The organism is Streptomyces sp. NPDC037410 (genome assembly GCF_055602235.1).
On the sequence record NZ_JBVJWR010000004.1, the window covers coordinates 250,450 to 264,861 of the forward strand.

Sequence of the window (14,412 nt, forward strand, 5' to 3'; positions counted from 1 at the left end):
GGGAGCGGCCGCGACGTCGAACTGGGTGGTCCAACACCCGTCACTATGCTGCGAGTTCAGGCAACGACGAGGTAAGGGGGCGCCATGACCGAGGCGTTGGTACTGGGTGGCGGGGGAGTCGCCGGGATCGCCTGGATCACCGGGCTGTTGGCGGGGCTCGCCGAGGCGGGCCAGGGCGTCACAGAGGCCGACCTGATCGTCGGGACCTCCGCGGGTTCGACCGTCGCCGCGCAGCTCGGGAGCGGTCTCGGCCTGGAGGAGCTGTACGCCCGGCAGACCGAACCCGGGCGGCAGGCCGCGGAGATCCCCGCCGGTGTGGACCTGGTGAGCTTCGGCCCGCGGATCGCCGGCGCGCTGCGGGACGCCACGACCGGACCGGAGATCCGGCGCGCCGTGGGCAGGTTCGCGCTCGGCGCGGACACCGTGGGGGAGCGCGAGCGGCGCGCGGTGATCGAGTCACGGCTGCCTTCGCACGAGTGGCCCGCTCGCGCGCTGAAGATCGTCGCGGTGGACGCCGAGAGCGGGGAGCCGCGGGTGTTCGACAGCGCGTCGGGCGTGAGCCTGGTCGACGCCGTCACGGCGAGCTGCGCGGTGCCGGGCGTGTGGCCGGCGGTCACGATCGACGGGCGGCGGTACGTGGACGGCGGTGTCCGCTCCGGCGAGAACGCCGACTACGCCGCCGGCTCGTCCCGGGTGCTGGTGATCGCGCCCCTGGCGGGGGTCGAGCTGCTCCCGAGCGAGAAGCCGCTGGCCAAGGTGGTCGAGGAGCTGCGGGCGGCCGGAGCCGACGTCGTGGTCGTCGGCCCGGACGAGGCGTCCTCGGCCGCGATCGGCGCGAATCCCCTGGACCCGTCCACCCGCACGCCGGCCGCCGAAGCGGGCCGCGCGCAGGGGCGCGGGCTGAGGATCGCGTGGGGGGACGCGTAGGACCGGCGGGGCGGAGGCGGCCCGTGGCGTCAGGTCGTGATCCGCTTCCCGTCCGTGTCGCAGGGCAGGGTGCTCGCGGGGTGGTCCGTGGCGAAGTCCTCGGCGATGTCGTCGGCGGTCTCCTGCATCGCGTCGCCCGTGATCCGGATCCGGCCGGCGAAGGGGTTGTCGATGTCCTCGATCAGCAGCAGCGAGCCGGTGAACAGCACCGCGAGGACGCACAGCAGGGTGACGTGCGAGGGCCCGCGGTTGCGGGGCAGACCGAACGCGAAGGCTCCCACGGTGGCGGCGAGGGCCGCGACCATGAACCAGTAGACGAACGAGGGGATGGCCGGGCTCGCCTCCGAGATCCGGGTCTGCCGGGCCTCGGAGCGTTCGTCGTCGGCTTGGACGAGGAGGGGGAAGGTGGCGTCCCCCTTGTGCGCGAGCTCCTTGAAGTGCGTGCGGAACTCGGTGGACCACGTCGACGCGAGCGGTGACTTCGCGCCGCCCTCGGCCATGAGGGGCCATTCGGCGGCCTCGATGGCCCGCGAGTAGCAGACGGCGGAGGCCTGGAGCCGCTCGCGCTGCGGCTCCGGGGCGTAGTCGGCCACCTCGTAGAGCTGGTCGACCCGGCTGGCCTCGGCCTCGACGGCCGCGCCGGCGGAACCGTACGACTCGGCCGCGACGACGATGACGAAGGCGACCAGGAGGACGGCGAGCGTCTCCAGGGGGCTGATCAGGTCGCCGACGGACGCGTCTTCGCCGTCGTCACCGGTGCGCCGCCGGCGACGCAGGTGGTTGGCGATCAGGCCCGCCGCGAGGGCGGCGGCGATGGCCACGATGGTGAGGGTCATGGTGAGGGTCATGACGCGCGGCGGGGCCTACGCGGGGAGTTCGATGTACTCGAAGACCGAGCCGTCCGGATGACGGGCGATCATGCGGTGGCCGTTGGGGCCGGGGGCCGGGCCGTCGAGGATCCGGCCGCCCGCCCGGTGCAGGGCGGTCGTGACCGGGTTCAGGTCGCGGACCACGAGGGTGGCGCGGCGGTCGGAGAACTCCGCGGCCTTGTCCCCGGAGAGCAGCAGGAAGGGGCTGACGGAGGCGAGGTGGACGCCCCCGTACTGGAAGGTCGAGGCCTCTTCGGCTCCCCCCAGCTCCTGGTAGAAGGGGACGGCGGTGTCGAGTTCCGGCACGGTGACGCGGGCGATCACTTTGACGATGTTGCTCACGTGGGCCTCCGATGCGTGGGTGACGGTGCGGTGTTCACCAGGTGAGGGGCAGGGCGTGCAGTCCGTACGTGACGTTCGACGTACGGAAGGGGACGTCGCCGTACGGAACGGCGCAGCGCATGTCGGGGAACCTGCGCAGCAGCGCGGGCAGCGCCACGCGCAGTTCGAGCTGGGCCAGCGGGGTGCCGACGCAGTGGTGGACGCCGTGCCCGTAGGCGAGGTGCGTGCGGGGCGGGCGGGTGAGGTCGAGGACGTCGGGGGCCTCGATGCTCTCGGGATCCCGGTTGGCCGACGGCAGGGAGACGAGCACCTGTTCACCGGCCCGGACCAGGACGTCGCCGACACGTACGTCCTCGGTGGCGGTGCGCAGTTCGCCGTGGTGCGGGATGGTGACGTACCGGACGAGCTCGTCGACGGCCGAGTCGCACAGGTCCGGCCGCTCGCGCAGGACGTCCGCCTGGTCGGGGTGCTGGAGCAGTGCGAGCACGCCCAGGCCCAGCATGTGCGCGGTGGTCTCGTGGCCCGCGACCAGCAGGAGGTTCCCGATGCCGACGAGTTCCTCGTCGGTCACGGACTCCCCGGATTCCCCGGACTCGCGGATGATGCGGCCGAGGAGGTCGTCCCCGGGGTTCCGCCGTTTGCCGCGGACCACCTCGCGCATGCCCGCCCGGAGCGCGTCACGCGCCGCGATGAGGTCGGGCAGCGGCGACATGACGTCGGTCATGACCCGGGTGTGTCCGGCGAAGTCGTACGTGCTCTCCGCCGGCAGCCCCAGAATGGCGCAGATGATCCGGGACGGGACGGGCAGCGCGAAGGCCGCCATCAGGTCGACGGGGTGGGGAGCGGCGGCCATCAGCTCCAGGTGCTCGTCCACCACCGCCTCGACGTACGGCTGGAGCCGGCGCATGCGGCGGGTCGTGAACTCCCGTGTCACGAGGGCCCGCAGCCGGGTGTGCTCGGGCGGGTCCTCCTCGATGAACGTGCCCGGCTGGCGGGACCGCAGCGCCTCGCTCAACTCCTGGTCCTGTGACGGGGGAACCACCACGCCGATGGGCGTGAGCCGGCTGCTGAACCGGGGATCGGCGAGGACCTGCCGGGCATCGGTGAACCGGGTGACCAGCCACGCCTCCGACCCGCCGGTGAGCCGGACGCGGGAGACGGGCTCTTCGCGGCGGAGCCGGGCGAACTCCGGGTCAGGGGCGAACGGGCACGCCGGGTCCCTGCGGTAGGGCAGGGGTGCGGGGTCCGCGTGGTGCGGCTGGGGTGCGAGGGCCCCGCAGTGCGGCCGGGGTGCGGGGTCCGCGTGGTGCGGCTGGGGTGCGGGTTCCCCGCGAGAGGGCCGGGACGTCAGGTCGTCGCGTACCGGCGCGCTCACCCGGCCGCTCCCGCACGGCCGTTGGAGGCCGAGGGCACCGGCACCGTCCACCGGCAACCGCGGTCCGCCAGCTCGACGTCGGCGCTGATGCCGAGGCGCGCGGCGGTGCGCTGGTGCAGATCGACGCAGAACTCGCACGGCCGGTCCAGGGTCAGGGTGACGCCCCGCTGCGCGGCCTGCTCCCGGTAGTCGAAGATGCCGCAGCGCCGCACGGTGAGTTCGGTCGTCTCCGCCGAGGTGCGGGTCTCGGTGTCGGAGCCGTAGACGCCCAGCATCGCGCGCAGCCCGGAGAGCAGGTCCCTGGACTGGTCGTCCGTGTCGGGCAGCCGGTGCCGCATGGCGTCGGAGTTGATCCTGGCGACGTGCTCGGTCCATTCGGGCAGGTTCTCCCGCCCCATGTACCGCTCGATGGCGGCCTGGGTCCGGAAGTACACCCCGAGGACGAACTCGGCCTTCTCCTTGTCGGTCATCGTGCTCTCGACCATCACTGACCTTCCTTTCACGGTGCCATGGCGGGTTGGGCGGTGAGCCGTTCGATCTGGCTCAGGGACTGCTGGACGGCCTCCTGCAGGGGAGGCGGAAGGCAGCCGTGCAGCGCGGGGTCGTCCAGGTCGACGAGCCGGGAGAGCTTCCAGCCGACGTAGGCGCCCATGGAGGCCAGCGGCGGCAGCGCGGACACCGTCCGCACCAGGACGTGGTGCTCGCTGAAGAGGGGATCGAGACGCCGGGCGAGGTCGTCTTCCCACGCGGTGGTCGTCTCGCGGTCGGTGATCACCAGGCACACGACCGAATCGCCCTTGATGACGAGCATGTAGTTGAGGACGACGGGCGCCTGAGCGTCCTGGGAAGCCCACAGGACGGCCTCGCACTCCTCCTGCCGCACACCGTCCCGGGCCAGCTTCACCGCGTCCTGCTGCCGGCCCAGCGGACGCAGCACCGGGGTGCGGACGCCGCACGGGCACGGAGTGCTCCCGATCTCCACGAGATCACCCGTCCGGTAGCGCACGAGTGGCCGTGACGGCAGATCCAGTGTGGTCACCACGAGTTCCCCGGCATCCGCCCGGCCTTCCTCGACCGGCCGTGTCCCCGTCTCGTCGTGGACTTCGAGGAGGTAGCTCTGGGGCTGCGTGTGCAGCGAACCGAACTCGCAGGTCACCGCGACGGTCCCGGTCTCCGACGAACCGAAGGTGGCGACGCGGGCGGTGGCGCCGGTGAGGCCCTCCAGGTGCCGGAGGAAGCTGGCGCCGGTCTGCTCGGCGATGAGCAGGAGCTTGGCGAAGTCGGGCGCCGCCTCCCCCTTCGACAGGGCGAACTGCAGGAGCTCGGTGAGCCGCGAAGGAGCACCCACATAGGTGGTGACGCCCAGCTCCCGCACGATGCGCAGGACCCGCGAGTAGTCGCCGGTGACCTGATCCACCCACAGCCGGACCGACGGAAGCCCCAGGTATTCGAGGACCTTCTCGAACTGGTACCCGGCGGGTGCGAACGGCCCGTTGATCAGAATGAGGGCCGAATCCCCCTCGTGCAGGACGCGCCCCCACATTTCACCGATGTTTACGGTGTTGACGATGAGGTCGTCGACGGCCTTGGGTGCGGCGACCGGGTCTCCGGTCGTGCCCGAGGACTCGTAGTAGTGCAGGAAATGCTGCATCGGTCGCGTCAGCGCCCCCCGGGGAGACATGCGCAGAGCGGAACGCGGAAGAAGCGGAACCGCGGAATAGAAATAATTCAGCAGGCGCGTCGGAGCCTCGTGAAGCATCCCCTGAAGAAATTCTTCATCCCGCCATTCCCTCAGGCTATCGCCGTGAATTTCCGAGCGGGCGGCCTCGTGCAGAATCCGCGCCAGTTTTCTCGCCTGAAGCTCTGGAAGATCGCTCCGGCCAGCCAGTGTCGAACGTACGTCGGCCAGGTGGACCTGCATGAGATCCGAGGCGGCGACAGCGGACGTGCCATCACGCATGAGCAGCATGGGCCTTACCTCCTGCCTGGAATCTAGAGCATCAGACCAGGCGAAATGCAAATCGCCGTCAGTGGGCAGGCTGGAGGGGGTGAACGCAATTCCAGACCATCACACCGTCACCTTTGGAAAACATCTGATGTCGAGCGAGGGGGGCGCGCGGGGAGCGCGGCCATGGCGCGTCGGGGGGCGCGAATAACTGATACGGAAAGACGATGTGGCGCCTGTCCTACCGTTTTCGGGTCGCCTTGTTTTCGGTTGGCTGAAAAATGGGCGGCGGCGTTTCGTGTATCCGATTCCCGGTTAGCTAGCCTCGGGGCGAGGGCGATCAGGTGTTTGCTTATTCACCGCAATCGTCGTTCTCGCTCTGCCCCGAAACCCCGAGCAAAAGGAGAGATCCATGGCCACTGCCACCGCCGATCCGCTGGCCCGCAAGTACCAGCGCGTCTTCGAGCACCTCGACGCCGACGGCAACGGCTTCATCGAGCAGTCCGACTTCGTCTCCTTCGTCGACCGCCTGGCGAAGGAGTACAAGCTGCCGAAGAAGGACCAGAAGGTCCACGCGATCACGGCGGCGTTCGACATGCTCTGGAACGAGCTGGTACGCCACGCGGACACGGACGGCGACAACCGCATCTCGGAGGAGGAGTACATCGCGTCGGTCCGCCTGACGGTCGACGACACCACCCGCTTCAACGCGACGGACGCCCTCGCGAACGCCCTGTTCGACATCATGGACGTCAACGGGGACGGCCAGATCAGCAAGGACGAGTTCATCCGGCTGCAGCAGAACGTCTGGCACATCAGCGCCCCCGACGCGATCGACACCTTCATCGCCCTCGACACGGACAAGGACGGCACGCTGTCCCGCCAGGAGTGTGTGAAGGGCTGCCGGCAGTACTTCAACTCCAACAACCTCGACGAGCCGGGCAGCTGGTTCTTCGGCCGCTTCTGAGGGTCTGGACATTGACGGAGCCCCAGGTCCCCGACCTGGGGCTCCGCTCACGAGCGGATGAGGGGAATCGCACGGAATGGCAACGGAATGACGGACGACGCGGACAGCCGGCTGCAGACCTCCGCGCGCGGCTGGCTGACCCTCCAGCTCGCCACGCTGGGCTTCGCGGGCCTGTGCGGGGCGCTCAAGAGCGGCGGTACGGGCGGCTCGGGCGCGCCACGCGCGGTGGAGGCGGTGGCCGGGGTGCTCGTGCTGCTCGCTCTCGGTGTCGCGTGCGCGGCGACGTACCTCGTGGCGCGGATCGCCTGGCCGGTGCACGCGCCGCAGACGGCGGACGCACCGCGGACGGCGGACGCGGTACGGGCAGGGCGGCGGCTCCGCCTCGGCATCGGCCTCACCTTCCTCGCGGTGGTCCTGGTCGCGGTCGCGGCGAGCACGGCGTGGTGGCCGCAGGAAGAGCCCTCTCCGGCGGGGGCCGGGGCGTTGGTCGAGGTCTCCACCACCTCGGGCACCTGGTGCGGCACGCTGCGGCCGAGCGGCGGGGACGTCCCGGGTCTGGAGGTCGCGGACGGCGGGCAGACGGTGGACATCCCGCTGGGCGAGGTGACGGCGCTCCGCCCGGTCGGCACCTGCGGCGCATGACGTGCCCATGTGATCCAGTTCACTTCACCGGGGCCGATGAGTTCTGCTCCCTGCCGTCGGTCATAGGGGCGACACCACCGAAGCGAGGAAGGCCCCGCCATGACCGACATGCTCACCGCGCCCCGCCCCGTCGTCCCCGCCGCACCCGTGCCGCGAGCGGCGACGCGGTGGGCCGTGGCCGGCGGCGTGCTGGGGGGCCCGCTGTTCCTGGCGGCCGGGCTCGCCCAGGGGTTCGCGCGGGACGGCTTCGACTTCACGCGGAACGCGATCAGCCAGCTCGCCCTCGGTGAGGCGGGCTGGATCCAGACGGCGAGTTTCGTGCTCACCGGCGCGCTGCTGATCGCCGGGGCGACGGGTCTGAGGCGGGCGCTGCGCGGCGGCCCCGGCGGGACGTGGGGCCCGGCCCTGGTCGGCGTCTTCGGCGTCTCCTTCTGGATCGCGGGCGCCTTCCCGGCGGACGCCGGTGCGGGCATTCCGGCCGGGGCGCCCGAGCAGACCGTGATGAGCGGGCACGGCGCCGTCCACATGTTCGGCGGAATGATCGGCTACCTGGCCCTGTGTGCCGCGTTCGTCGTCCTGGCCCGCCCGCTCGCCGCCCGGGGCCTGCGGGTCTTGGCCGTCGCGTCCCGCGTCGTGCCCGTGGTCGTCCTCGCCGGTTTCATGGCGTCGGCCGCGTCGGTCCTGGCGTTCACGGCCGGTGCCGGTCTCGGCCTGCTGTGGCTGAGCGCGGTGACGGCCCGTCTGGCCGACGCGGCGGCTGACCGCTGGCCGACCGCCGTGCTCTGAGGCATCATCACCACCACGACCAAGATCATCACCATCTGGAACGGGGCACCCATGACCGACGCCGTGAAGGGTCCTGCCAGCTACTTCCCCTCCATCGAGAAGAAGTACGGCCGTCCGATCGCCGAGTGGAAGGACCTCATCCGCTCCTCCCCTCTGGCCAAGTACATGGAACTGGTCAACTGGCTCAAGTCCGAACACGGCCTCGGTCACGGCCACGCCAACGCCCTCGTGGCCCACACGCTCGCCGAGGACAGCGGCAAGTGACCGGGGCTCCACGACGCGGCCCGGCCCGAAGGTGGCCCAGCCGTATCGCCTGCAATTGGCCTGTGGAGTCGGCCACTTGCGCACTACGGTAAGCGCAATGACGACAAGATCTGCATCGCCCGACAAGCCCGCCTCCGCGCGCGTGCCCCTGGCCGAGGCGCCGATGCGTCAGGCCCGTAACTCCGCCGCCCTCTGGATCGCGACCGGCCGGTCCCGGGGCCATGAGGTCGTCCGGCGCCGCGGGTTCGTCGCGGTCGAGGGCGACGAGCGCGCCGGCACCCGGATCCTGATCCAGGAGCCGGACCTCGACGCGGGCGAACGGGACGAGGCGAGCGAGCTCGTACGCCGCGCCGCGGGCCCCGTGATCGCCGAGGACCCGTTCGGCTCGACCGACCTGAGCCACCTCGGCATGCGCAACTGGCAGATGCCGGTCATGCTGCGCCCGCCCGGGCCCGTCGCCGCACCGGCGCTGGACGTGATCCAGGTGAAGCTGCCCGAGGACCTCCCGACGGCCGAGCGGATCGTGATCGAGGGCTTCGAGCTGGACGGGTTCACGCCCCACCGCCCCGGCGAGCTGTTCCCGGCGGCGTTCCCCGAGCAGCCGGGCGTGGACGTGTTCCTCGCCCTGTGCGACGGCGTGGCCGCGGGGGCCTGCGTCAGCGTCGTGGACGACGGCATCGGCAGCCACTACTGGGTCGGTACGTCGCCGGACTTCCGCTCGCGCGGCGTGGGGCGGGCCGTCATGCTCGGCTCCATGGCCCACCTGGCGGACCTCCCGCTCACCCTCACCGCGTCGAAGCTGGGCAGGCCGCTGTACGAGTCGCTGGGCTACACCGTCGCGGCGCCCTCGACCTGGTGGGCCTCGCAGTGACACTCCCGGGCCAGGGCCTGTCCGGCGGATCAGGGTCGGACAGGCCCTAGCCCGCCGCCCCTGCGGGCAGTGCGCCACCACCATGCCGTGCGCGGGAGGCTCAGGCCCCCGCGACCAGCATCGCGCCCATCGCCAGCATGGTCGTGGCGACCAGGCCGTCCAGGACCCGCCAGGCCTTGGGGCGGGACAGGACGCCGGACAGCAGGCGGGCGCCGAAGCCCAGGGCGAAGAACCAGCCCAGGCTGGCCAGGGCGGCGCCCGTACCGAAGGCCCAGCGCAGGTCGCCGCGGTCGGAGGCGAGCGAGCCAAGGAGGAGAACGGTGTCCAGGTACACGTGCGGGTTCAGCCAGGTCATCGCCAGGCACGTGAGGACCGCCCGTCGGGCGGACCCGGCATCGGGTCCGCCGCCCGTGAGAGCGGCCGCCGGATCGGGGCGCAGCACCCGCCGGGCGGCCAGGAATCCGTAGCAGAGCAGGAACGCCCCGCCCACGAGACCGACCGCGGTCAGCGCCGCCGGCCAGGCCGTGACCACCGCGCCCACCCCGGCGACGCCGAGCGCGATCAGCACCGCGTCGGAGACGGCGCAGATGGCGACGACCGAGAGGACGGCGTGGCGGCGGACGCCCTGGCGCAGGACGAAGGCGTTCTGGGCCCCGATGGCCACGATGAGGGAGAGGCCCGTACCGAACCCGGCGAGTACGGCGGCGGCGATGCTGCTGGTCATGCCTTCGACCGTACGAACCACCCGGGAATGAGTACAGCTAAGGATTCTTACGTACCCTTAGCCGTACTTATGGACGAGCTTCCCCTGGACCAGGTCAGGACCCTGCTCGCGGTGGTCGACGAGGGCACCTTCGACGCCGCGGCCGCCGCCCTGCACGTGACCCCCTCCGCCGTCAGCCAGCGCGTCAAGGCCCTGGAGCAGCGCACCGGGCGGGTCCTGCTGATGCGTACCAAGCCGGTGCGGGCCACCGAGTCCGGCGAGGTGGTGGTCCGGTTCGCCCGGCAGCTGGCCCGGCTGGAGCGGGACGCGCGCGCCGAACTGGGCCTCGCGGCGGAGCGGGGCCCGGCACGGGTCCCGGTGGCGGTCAACGCGGACTCCCTCGCCACGTGGTTCCTGCCCGCCCTCACCCGGGTGCCGCAGGACCCTCCGGTCTGCTTCGAGCTCTACCGGGAGGACGAGGCCCACACCACCGCCCTGCTGCGGGAGGGGCAGGTGATGGCGGCCGTCACCTCCTCGCCCGATCCGGTCGCCGGCTGCACCGTGCGCCTCCTCGGGCTCGCCCGCTATCTGGCCGTGGCCACCCCGGAGTTCACGGCCCGGTACGTGACCGGCTCCCTCGCCGAGGACCTGAGCGAGGCCCCCACCGTGGTGTTCGACCGGCGTGACGAACTCCAGGACACCTTCGTCCGGTCCCTGACCCGGGGCCGGTCGGGGGCCGGCCGGATCCGGCACATGGTGCCGGCCTCGGACGGGTTCCGGGACGCGGTGGCCGCGGGCCTCGGCTGGGGTCTGGTGCCCGAACCGCAGGCCGCGCCGCTCCTGCGGACCGGCCGGCTCGTGGAGCTCGCCGCCGGCCGGCCCATGGACGTCCCGCTGTACTGGCAGCAGTGGAAGCTGGACTCGCCCGCCCTGTCCGCGGTCGCCGAGGCGGTCGCGGCAGTCGCCGCCGAGTCGCTGCTGCCCCGGGGCGGCTGAGCGGCCGCGCGCCGCGAGAGGCCGGACCGCTATGGGGGCGTGGCGGGGAGCCAGTGGTGCTGGACGGCGAGCGCGCCGGCCTGGAAGCGGCTGCGGGCGCCGAGGCGTTGCATGAGGTCGGAGGCGATGCGGCGGGCGGTGCGCTGGGAGATGCCGAGGCGCTTGGCGATGGCGTCGTCCGTGTGCCCCTGGGCGAGGAGGGTGAGCGTGGTGACCTCCTGGGGAAGGGCTGAGTGAGGGGGCGGGCAACGGCACCTTCGGCGCCCGTGTGCAGGCCGGCACCAACTGGGACAACATGCACGACCTCGCCGGCGCCGACGTCAACTAAGGACGGCAAGGACGACATCCTCGCCGTCGAGTCCTCCACCGGGAACTACTACGCCTACCCCGGCAACGGCAACGGCGGCCTGGGCGCCCGCGTCCAGATCGGCACCAACTGGTAACCCCTGCACCGCCCGACCCAGGCCGTCTCGCGCGGTTGGCAACGCCCGCAGAGGCTGCGGGCAGGTGTCGGTGCCGAAGATGCCGACCGCGGACCGTTACCATCGACTACGGATAGTGAAGACCGGCGCTGAACTCCTTCTGACCCCTGAACCCGGATGACGCGCCGGAGGACCTGTGCGCAGCCAGGCACCGTATTCCTCGAAGCCCGTGCCCGACCTGCTGGTCGCCACCGCCCTCGATCTGCCCGTCGGCAGCCCGGGCGGCAGCGTCGAGCTCTTCCTCGACCTCTACACCGGCACGGACCCGCTGATCCCCGCCCGCGCCTTCATGCTCGCCTCACGCGGCCGCCGCCGGCTCCCGGCCGGTCTTGACCTGCTGGCCGTCTCCGGGAAGTGTCTGGACGGCGCCGCCTTCCACCGCTACGTCGCCGCGCTCCGGCGGGCCGTGGAGAAGAGGGTCGATCCCGGCCGGATCGGCGTTCTCCACCTCCAGCACCTTACGTTCGGCGCCACACCCGCCCTGATCCGAGCCTTGCCCGGGCACCCGCGGATCGCCCTGGTCCACGGCACCGACCTGCACCACGCGGAGTCGCACCGCGACCAGCTCCAGGTGCTTCGCGAGACCGTCCGGCTCGCCGACGCCGTCGTGGTCCCCACCGGCGCGATGGCCGACCGTCTTCTCCGTCTCGCACCCGCCACCGACCGGCGTGGGATCGTGCACATCCCTTGGGGCATCCCCGACCACCTCGTCACCGGCCCGCCGCGCCCGCCCCGCCCGTACTCCGGCCGCCTGAGGCTGCTGTACGCCGGGCGGCTGACCGCGCAGAAGGGGGTGCAGATGCTGCTGCGGGGGCTGTCCGGCATCAGTGGTGTCGTGTTGAGCATCGCCGCGCCGCAGGCCCAGTTCGAGACACTCTCGCCCGCTGTGACGCGGTCAGGAGTGGCGGTGCGGTATCTCGGCTGGCTCCGGCGCGCGCGGCTGTGGGAGACCTTCGCCGACCACGACCTGCTCGTCATGCCCTCCACCGCCCATGAGGCGATGGGCCTGGTCGCGCTGGAGGCGCAGGCGTGCGGCCTGCCGGTGCTGTACCAGCCCGTACCCGGGCTCCGGGACGTGCTCGGCTCCGCCGGGAGCGCCACGGACTTCGCCGATGCCGAGGCGCTGGCCCGTGACCTTCGCCGGCTCTGCGACGCGCCCGGCCTGCTGCTCGCCCTGCGGGAAGCCGGCTTGCGCAACGCCGCCCGCTACCCGCTCAGCGCCACCGCGAAAGCCCTCGCCGAACTCGGCTGCCGGACCGGCTGACACCGCCGGGTACGCCGCGAGACGGCCGACGCGGTCTCCGTCGCCTTCGACGTGCCACCCGGCCTCGTCGCCGAACCGCACAGCCGCTGCACCGTCGGCCCGGCGGTGCCCGTCCGGACTCGCGGGCGGGCGGTACCGAGAGGACCGGGTAACGTCTTTGTCATGTTCTTCCAGGCGCCGATTCACGGGTGAGAGCGTGACGGGCCCCGCCGACGCCCTTCGTCGTCGTACCCGTCCCCCACCGTGAACCCGTAGATCACTTCACCTCATCACCGGGAGAACCCGTGACCGACAGCAAGAACATCAACAACCCCGTGGGCCAGGGCGGCGGACAGCGCAAGAGGCTGTCCCGCGCCGAACGGCAGAACAACGGTCCGCACCGCAACCTCGACCGCCAGGGCGCCGCCGACCGGAAGGCGGAGCTGGTGCGCAAGATGCGGGAGAAGGCTCGCGCGGCGGAGGACGCCGCGCAGACGGACGACGACACCGCACAGAACTGACACACCGGCGCCAAGCTGAACGACCTGATGGTCGCCGAGCGGATCCCACCTACTCACATCCCCTGCGGTTCCAGTGGCGCCGTACCTCCTACCGGGGGAATCCAAAGCAGCAGTTCACCCGGGAGAGTGGTCGCCGCGCCTGTCCAAGATCGCCGTCTGGAACGGTGGTCCGGAATGCCGCGCTAACGCGGCAACGGACGCGAGCAACAGGGAGAGCCGTGTACGAGTGGCTGCGGGAAACGCTGGTGGACAGGCTCAGGCTGCCGGGTGACGCCGTGACTGCCGAGGCGACGTCGGACGCGGCGGGGCTCGACTCCCTGGCCGTGACCGAACTGAGCATGATCGTTCACGAGCAGTGGGGCGTCGAGATCGACGAGGACGAACTCGCCGCGTGTGCCACGGTCGGCGAGGTGGCGACCCTGCTCCAGCAGCGCTGCCAGCAGCCCGCGACCCGGTGACGGCCGCGCGGAACGCCGGTGGGCCGGCGGCGGTGCTGTGCGGCCTGGGCGCATGGCTGCCGACCACGGTGGTGCCCAACGACGAGATCGCGGAGCGGCTGGGGGTGACGGACGACTGGATCCGCCAGCGCACGGGGGTACGCGGCAGGCGCCGGGTGGACCCGGGGACGGCGACCATCGACATGGCCGTGGAGGCGGGGGCGCGGGCCCTGAAATCACAGGGGCACGGGCAGGTGGACGCCGTTCTGTTGTCGACGGCGACGCCTGACCGGTTGATCCCTTCGTGCGCGCCCGAGATCGCCTCCCACCTCGGGCTGTCGGGTGTGGCCGCGCTCGATCTCGGCGCGGCGTGCTCCGGCTTCGTGTACGCCCTGTCGGTGGCCGCGGGCTACATCGCCGCCGGAACCGCGGAACGGGTTCTGGTGATCGGGGCGGACACGATGTCCGCCGTCACCGATCCCGGGGACCGGACCACCGCCGCGATCTTCGGTGACGGTGCGGGGTCGGTCGTGCTGCGGGCGGGGCGTGCCGACGAGCCGGGCGCTCTCGGGCCGTTCGTGCTGGGCAGCGACGGAACCGGCGCGGAGCTGTTGGGCACGGAGCGGGGAGGTTCTCGTACGCGGTACGGCTACACAGCCGAAGAACCGCGGCCTTACGTCCGTATGGAAGGCCGGCAGGTGTTCCGGCACGCGGTCGCGCGCATGGCGGAGGCGATCCGCGAGGCCGCCGACAGGGGCGGTTGGGGCCTGCCTGCCGTCGACCGCGTGGCGATCCACCAGGCGAACGCACGCATCTCGCAGTCTCTGTCGACCAGCCTCGCCGTGCCCGGGGACCGGTGGCTGTCGAACATCGAGCACGTCGCCAACACGTCCTCGGCGTCCGTTCCCCTGCTGCTGGACCACTCGGTACGGGACGGTTCCCTCGCGCCGGGGCAGCGCCTGGTGATCGCGGCCTTCGGCGCCGGCCTGACCTGGGGGGCCACCACCGTCGTCTGGCCCGAACTGACTCCGGGTGAATGAGG

The 14,412-nt window shown here is 71.8% G+C and carries 19 protein-coding genes and 1 pseudogene; 13 read left to right on the top strand and 7 right to left on the bottom strand.

Features of this window, described 5'->3' with window-relative positions; all coding sequences use genetic code 11:
• Positions 1-84: 84 nt before the first annotated feature.
• Positions 85-927, top strand: a complete 843-nt coding sequence (locus ACZ7HT_RS08745) for a patatin-like phospholipase family protein (RefSeq protein WP_471161700.1) — start codon at positions 85-87, stop codon at positions 925-927.
• A 29-nt stretch (positions 928-956) separates the two neighbouring features.
• Here ACZ7HT_RS08745 and ACZ7HT_RS08750 read toward each other — a convergent pair whose 3' ends face one another.
• From ACZ7HT_RS08750 to ACZ7HT_RS08770, 5 genes are read right to left on the bottom strand one after another with little or no spacing between them, the layout of a single operon-like run.
• Entirely contained in the window at positions 957-1,763 is an 807-nt protein-coding gene (locus ACZ7HT_RS08750) for a bestrophin-like domain (RefSeq protein ID WP_471161703.1), read from the bottom strand.
• A gap of 27 nt (positions 1,764-1,790) precedes the next feature.
• Complete coding sequence (locus ACZ7HT_RS08755) at positions 1,791-2,138, bottom strand: VOC family protein (RefSeq protein ID WP_471161705.1); 348 nt, start codon at positions 2,136-2,138, stop codon at positions 1,791-1,793.
• Positions 2,139-2,172: 34 nt separating this feature from the next.
• Positions 2,173-3,513 (bottom strand): cytochrome P450, encoded by a 1,341-nt coding sequence (locus tag ACZ7HT_RS08760; RefSeq protein ID WP_471161708.1) that lies wholly within the window; start codon positions 3,511-3,513, stop codon positions 2,173-2,175.
• The gene (locus ACZ7HT_RS08765) at positions 3,510-3,998 is read right to left on the bottom strand and encodes a hypothetical protein (protein ID WP_471161711.1); all 489 of its coding nucleotides are present in this window, start codon (positions 3,996-3,998) and stop codon (positions 3,510-3,512) included. Before ACZ7HT_RS08765 ends, ACZ7HT_RS08760 begins: the two co-directional genes overlap by 4 nt.
• A gap of 14 nt (positions 3,999-4,012) precedes the next feature.
• A complete protein-coding gene (locus ACZ7HT_RS08770) occupies positions 4,013-5,164 on the bottom strand; it encodes a phenylacetate--CoA ligase family protein (RefSeq protein ID WP_471161714.1) in 1,152 nt (383 codons plus the stop codon).
• A 99-nt stretch (positions 5,165-5,263) separates the two neighbouring features.
• On the opposite strand from ACZ7HT_RS08770, the gene ACZ7HT_RS08775 reads away from it, so the two are divergent.
• The 6 genes from ACZ7HT_RS08775 to ACZ7HT_RS08800 all read left to right on the top strand — a co-directional run bounded on the left by ACZ7HT_RS08775 (position 5,264) and on the right by ACZ7HT_RS08800 (position 8,988).
• Entirely contained in the window at positions 5,264-5,509 is a 246-nt protein-coding gene (locus tag ACZ7HT_RS08775) for a hypothetical protein (protein WP_471161717.1), read from the top strand.
• A gap of 361 nt (positions 5,510-5,870) precedes the next feature.
• Positions 5,871-6,425, top strand: a complete 555-nt coding sequence (locus ACZ7HT_RS08780) for an EF-hand domain-containing protein (protein WP_471161720.1) — start codon at positions 5,871-5,873, stop codon at positions 6,423-6,425.
• An 87-nt stretch (positions 6,426-6,512) separates the two neighbouring features.
• On the top strand, positions 6,513-7,067 hold the full coding sequence (locus ACZ7HT_RS08785) for a hypothetical protein (RefSeq protein ID WP_471161723.1): 555 nt from the start codon (positions 6,513-6,515) through the stop codon (positions 7,065-7,067).
• Positions 7,068-7,166: 99 nt separating this feature from the next.
• Positions 7,167-7,853 (top strand): DUF998 domain-containing protein, encoded by a 687-nt coding sequence (locus ACZ7HT_RS08790; RefSeq protein ID WP_471161726.1) that lies wholly within the window; start codon positions 7,167-7,169, stop codon positions 7,851-7,853.
• 51 nt (positions 7,854-7,904) lie between these two features.
• The gene (locus tag ACZ7HT_RS08795) at positions 7,905-8,117 is read left to right on the top strand and encodes a DUF4287 domain-containing protein (RefSeq protein WP_471161728.1); all 213 of its coding nucleotides are present in this window, start codon (positions 7,905-7,907) and stop codon (positions 8,115-8,117) included.
• Between the two features lie 97 nt (positions 8,118-8,214).
• Positions 8,215-8,988, top strand: coding sequence for a GNAT family N-acetyltransferase (locus ACZ7HT_RS08800; protein WP_471161731.1), 774 nt, complete (start codon positions 8,215-8,217; stop codon positions 8,986-8,988).
• A 100-nt stretch (positions 8,989-9,088) separates the two neighbouring features.
• On the opposite strand, the gene ACZ7HT_RS08805 is transcribed toward ACZ7HT_RS08800, so the two are convergent.
• The gene (locus ACZ7HT_RS08805; protein ID WP_471161734.1) at positions 9,089-9,712 is read right to left on the bottom strand and encodes a LysE/ArgO family amino acid transporter; all 624 of its coding nucleotides are present in this window, start codon (positions 9,710-9,712) and stop codon (positions 9,089-9,091) included.
• Between the two features lie 69 nt (positions 9,713-9,781).
• Here ACZ7HT_RS08805 and ACZ7HT_RS08810 point away from each other — a divergent pair, with 69 nt between their 5' ends.
• Positions 9,782-10,687 carry a LysR family transcriptional regulator ArgP gene (locus ACZ7HT_RS08810; RefSeq protein ID WP_471161737.1) on the top strand — a complete coding sequence of 302 codons (906 nt, stop codon included), beginning with the start codon at positions 9,782-9,784 and terminating at the stop codon, positions 10,685-10,687.
• A gap of 29 nt (positions 10,688-10,716) precedes the next feature.
• Here the strand turns inward: ACZ7HT_RS08810 and ACZ7HT_RS08815 are convergent.
• A pseudogene (locus ACZ7HT_RS08815) lies at positions 10,717-10,902 on the bottom strand (response regulator transcription factor); the annotation flags it as partial.
• 51 nt (positions 10,903-10,953) lie between these two features.
• On the opposite strand from ACZ7HT_RS08815, the gene ACZ7HT_RS08820 reads away from it, so the two are divergent.
• The 5 genes from ACZ7HT_RS08820 (at position 10,954) to ACZ7HT_RS08840 (ending at position 14,410) form a co-directional block, all read left to right on the top strand.
• On the top strand, positions 10,954-11,130 hold the full coding sequence (locus tag ACZ7HT_RS08820) for an FG-GAP repeat domain-containing protein (protein ID WP_471161742.1): 177 nt from the start codon (positions 10,954-10,956) through the stop codon (positions 11,128-11,130).
• A 175-nt stretch (positions 11,131-11,305) separates the two neighbouring features.
• Entirely contained in the window at positions 11,306-12,433 is a 1,128-nt protein-coding gene (locus ACZ7HT_RS08825; RefSeq protein WP_471161745.1) for a glycosyltransferase family 4 protein, read from the top strand.
• Positions 12,434-12,717: 284 nt separating this feature from the next.
• Entirely contained in the window at positions 12,718-12,933 is a 216-nt protein-coding gene (locus ACZ7HT_RS08830) for a DUF6243 family protein (protein ID WP_471161747.1), read from the top strand.
• A 218-nt stretch (positions 12,934-13,151) separates the two neighbouring features.
• Complete coding sequence (locus ACZ7HT_RS08835; RefSeq protein WP_471161753.1) at positions 13,152-13,391, top strand: acyl carrier protein; 240 nt, start codon at positions 13,152-13,154, stop codon at positions 13,389-13,391.
• Complete coding sequence (locus tag ACZ7HT_RS08840) at positions 13,388-14,410, top strand: beta-ketoacyl-ACP synthase 3 (RefSeq protein WP_471161755.1); 1,023 nt, start codon at positions 13,388-13,390, stop codon at positions 14,408-14,410. The genes ACZ7HT_RS08835 and ACZ7HT_RS08840 overlap by 4 nt, the downstream gene beginning before the upstream one ends.
• Positions 14,411-14,412: the final 2 nt, after the last annotated feature.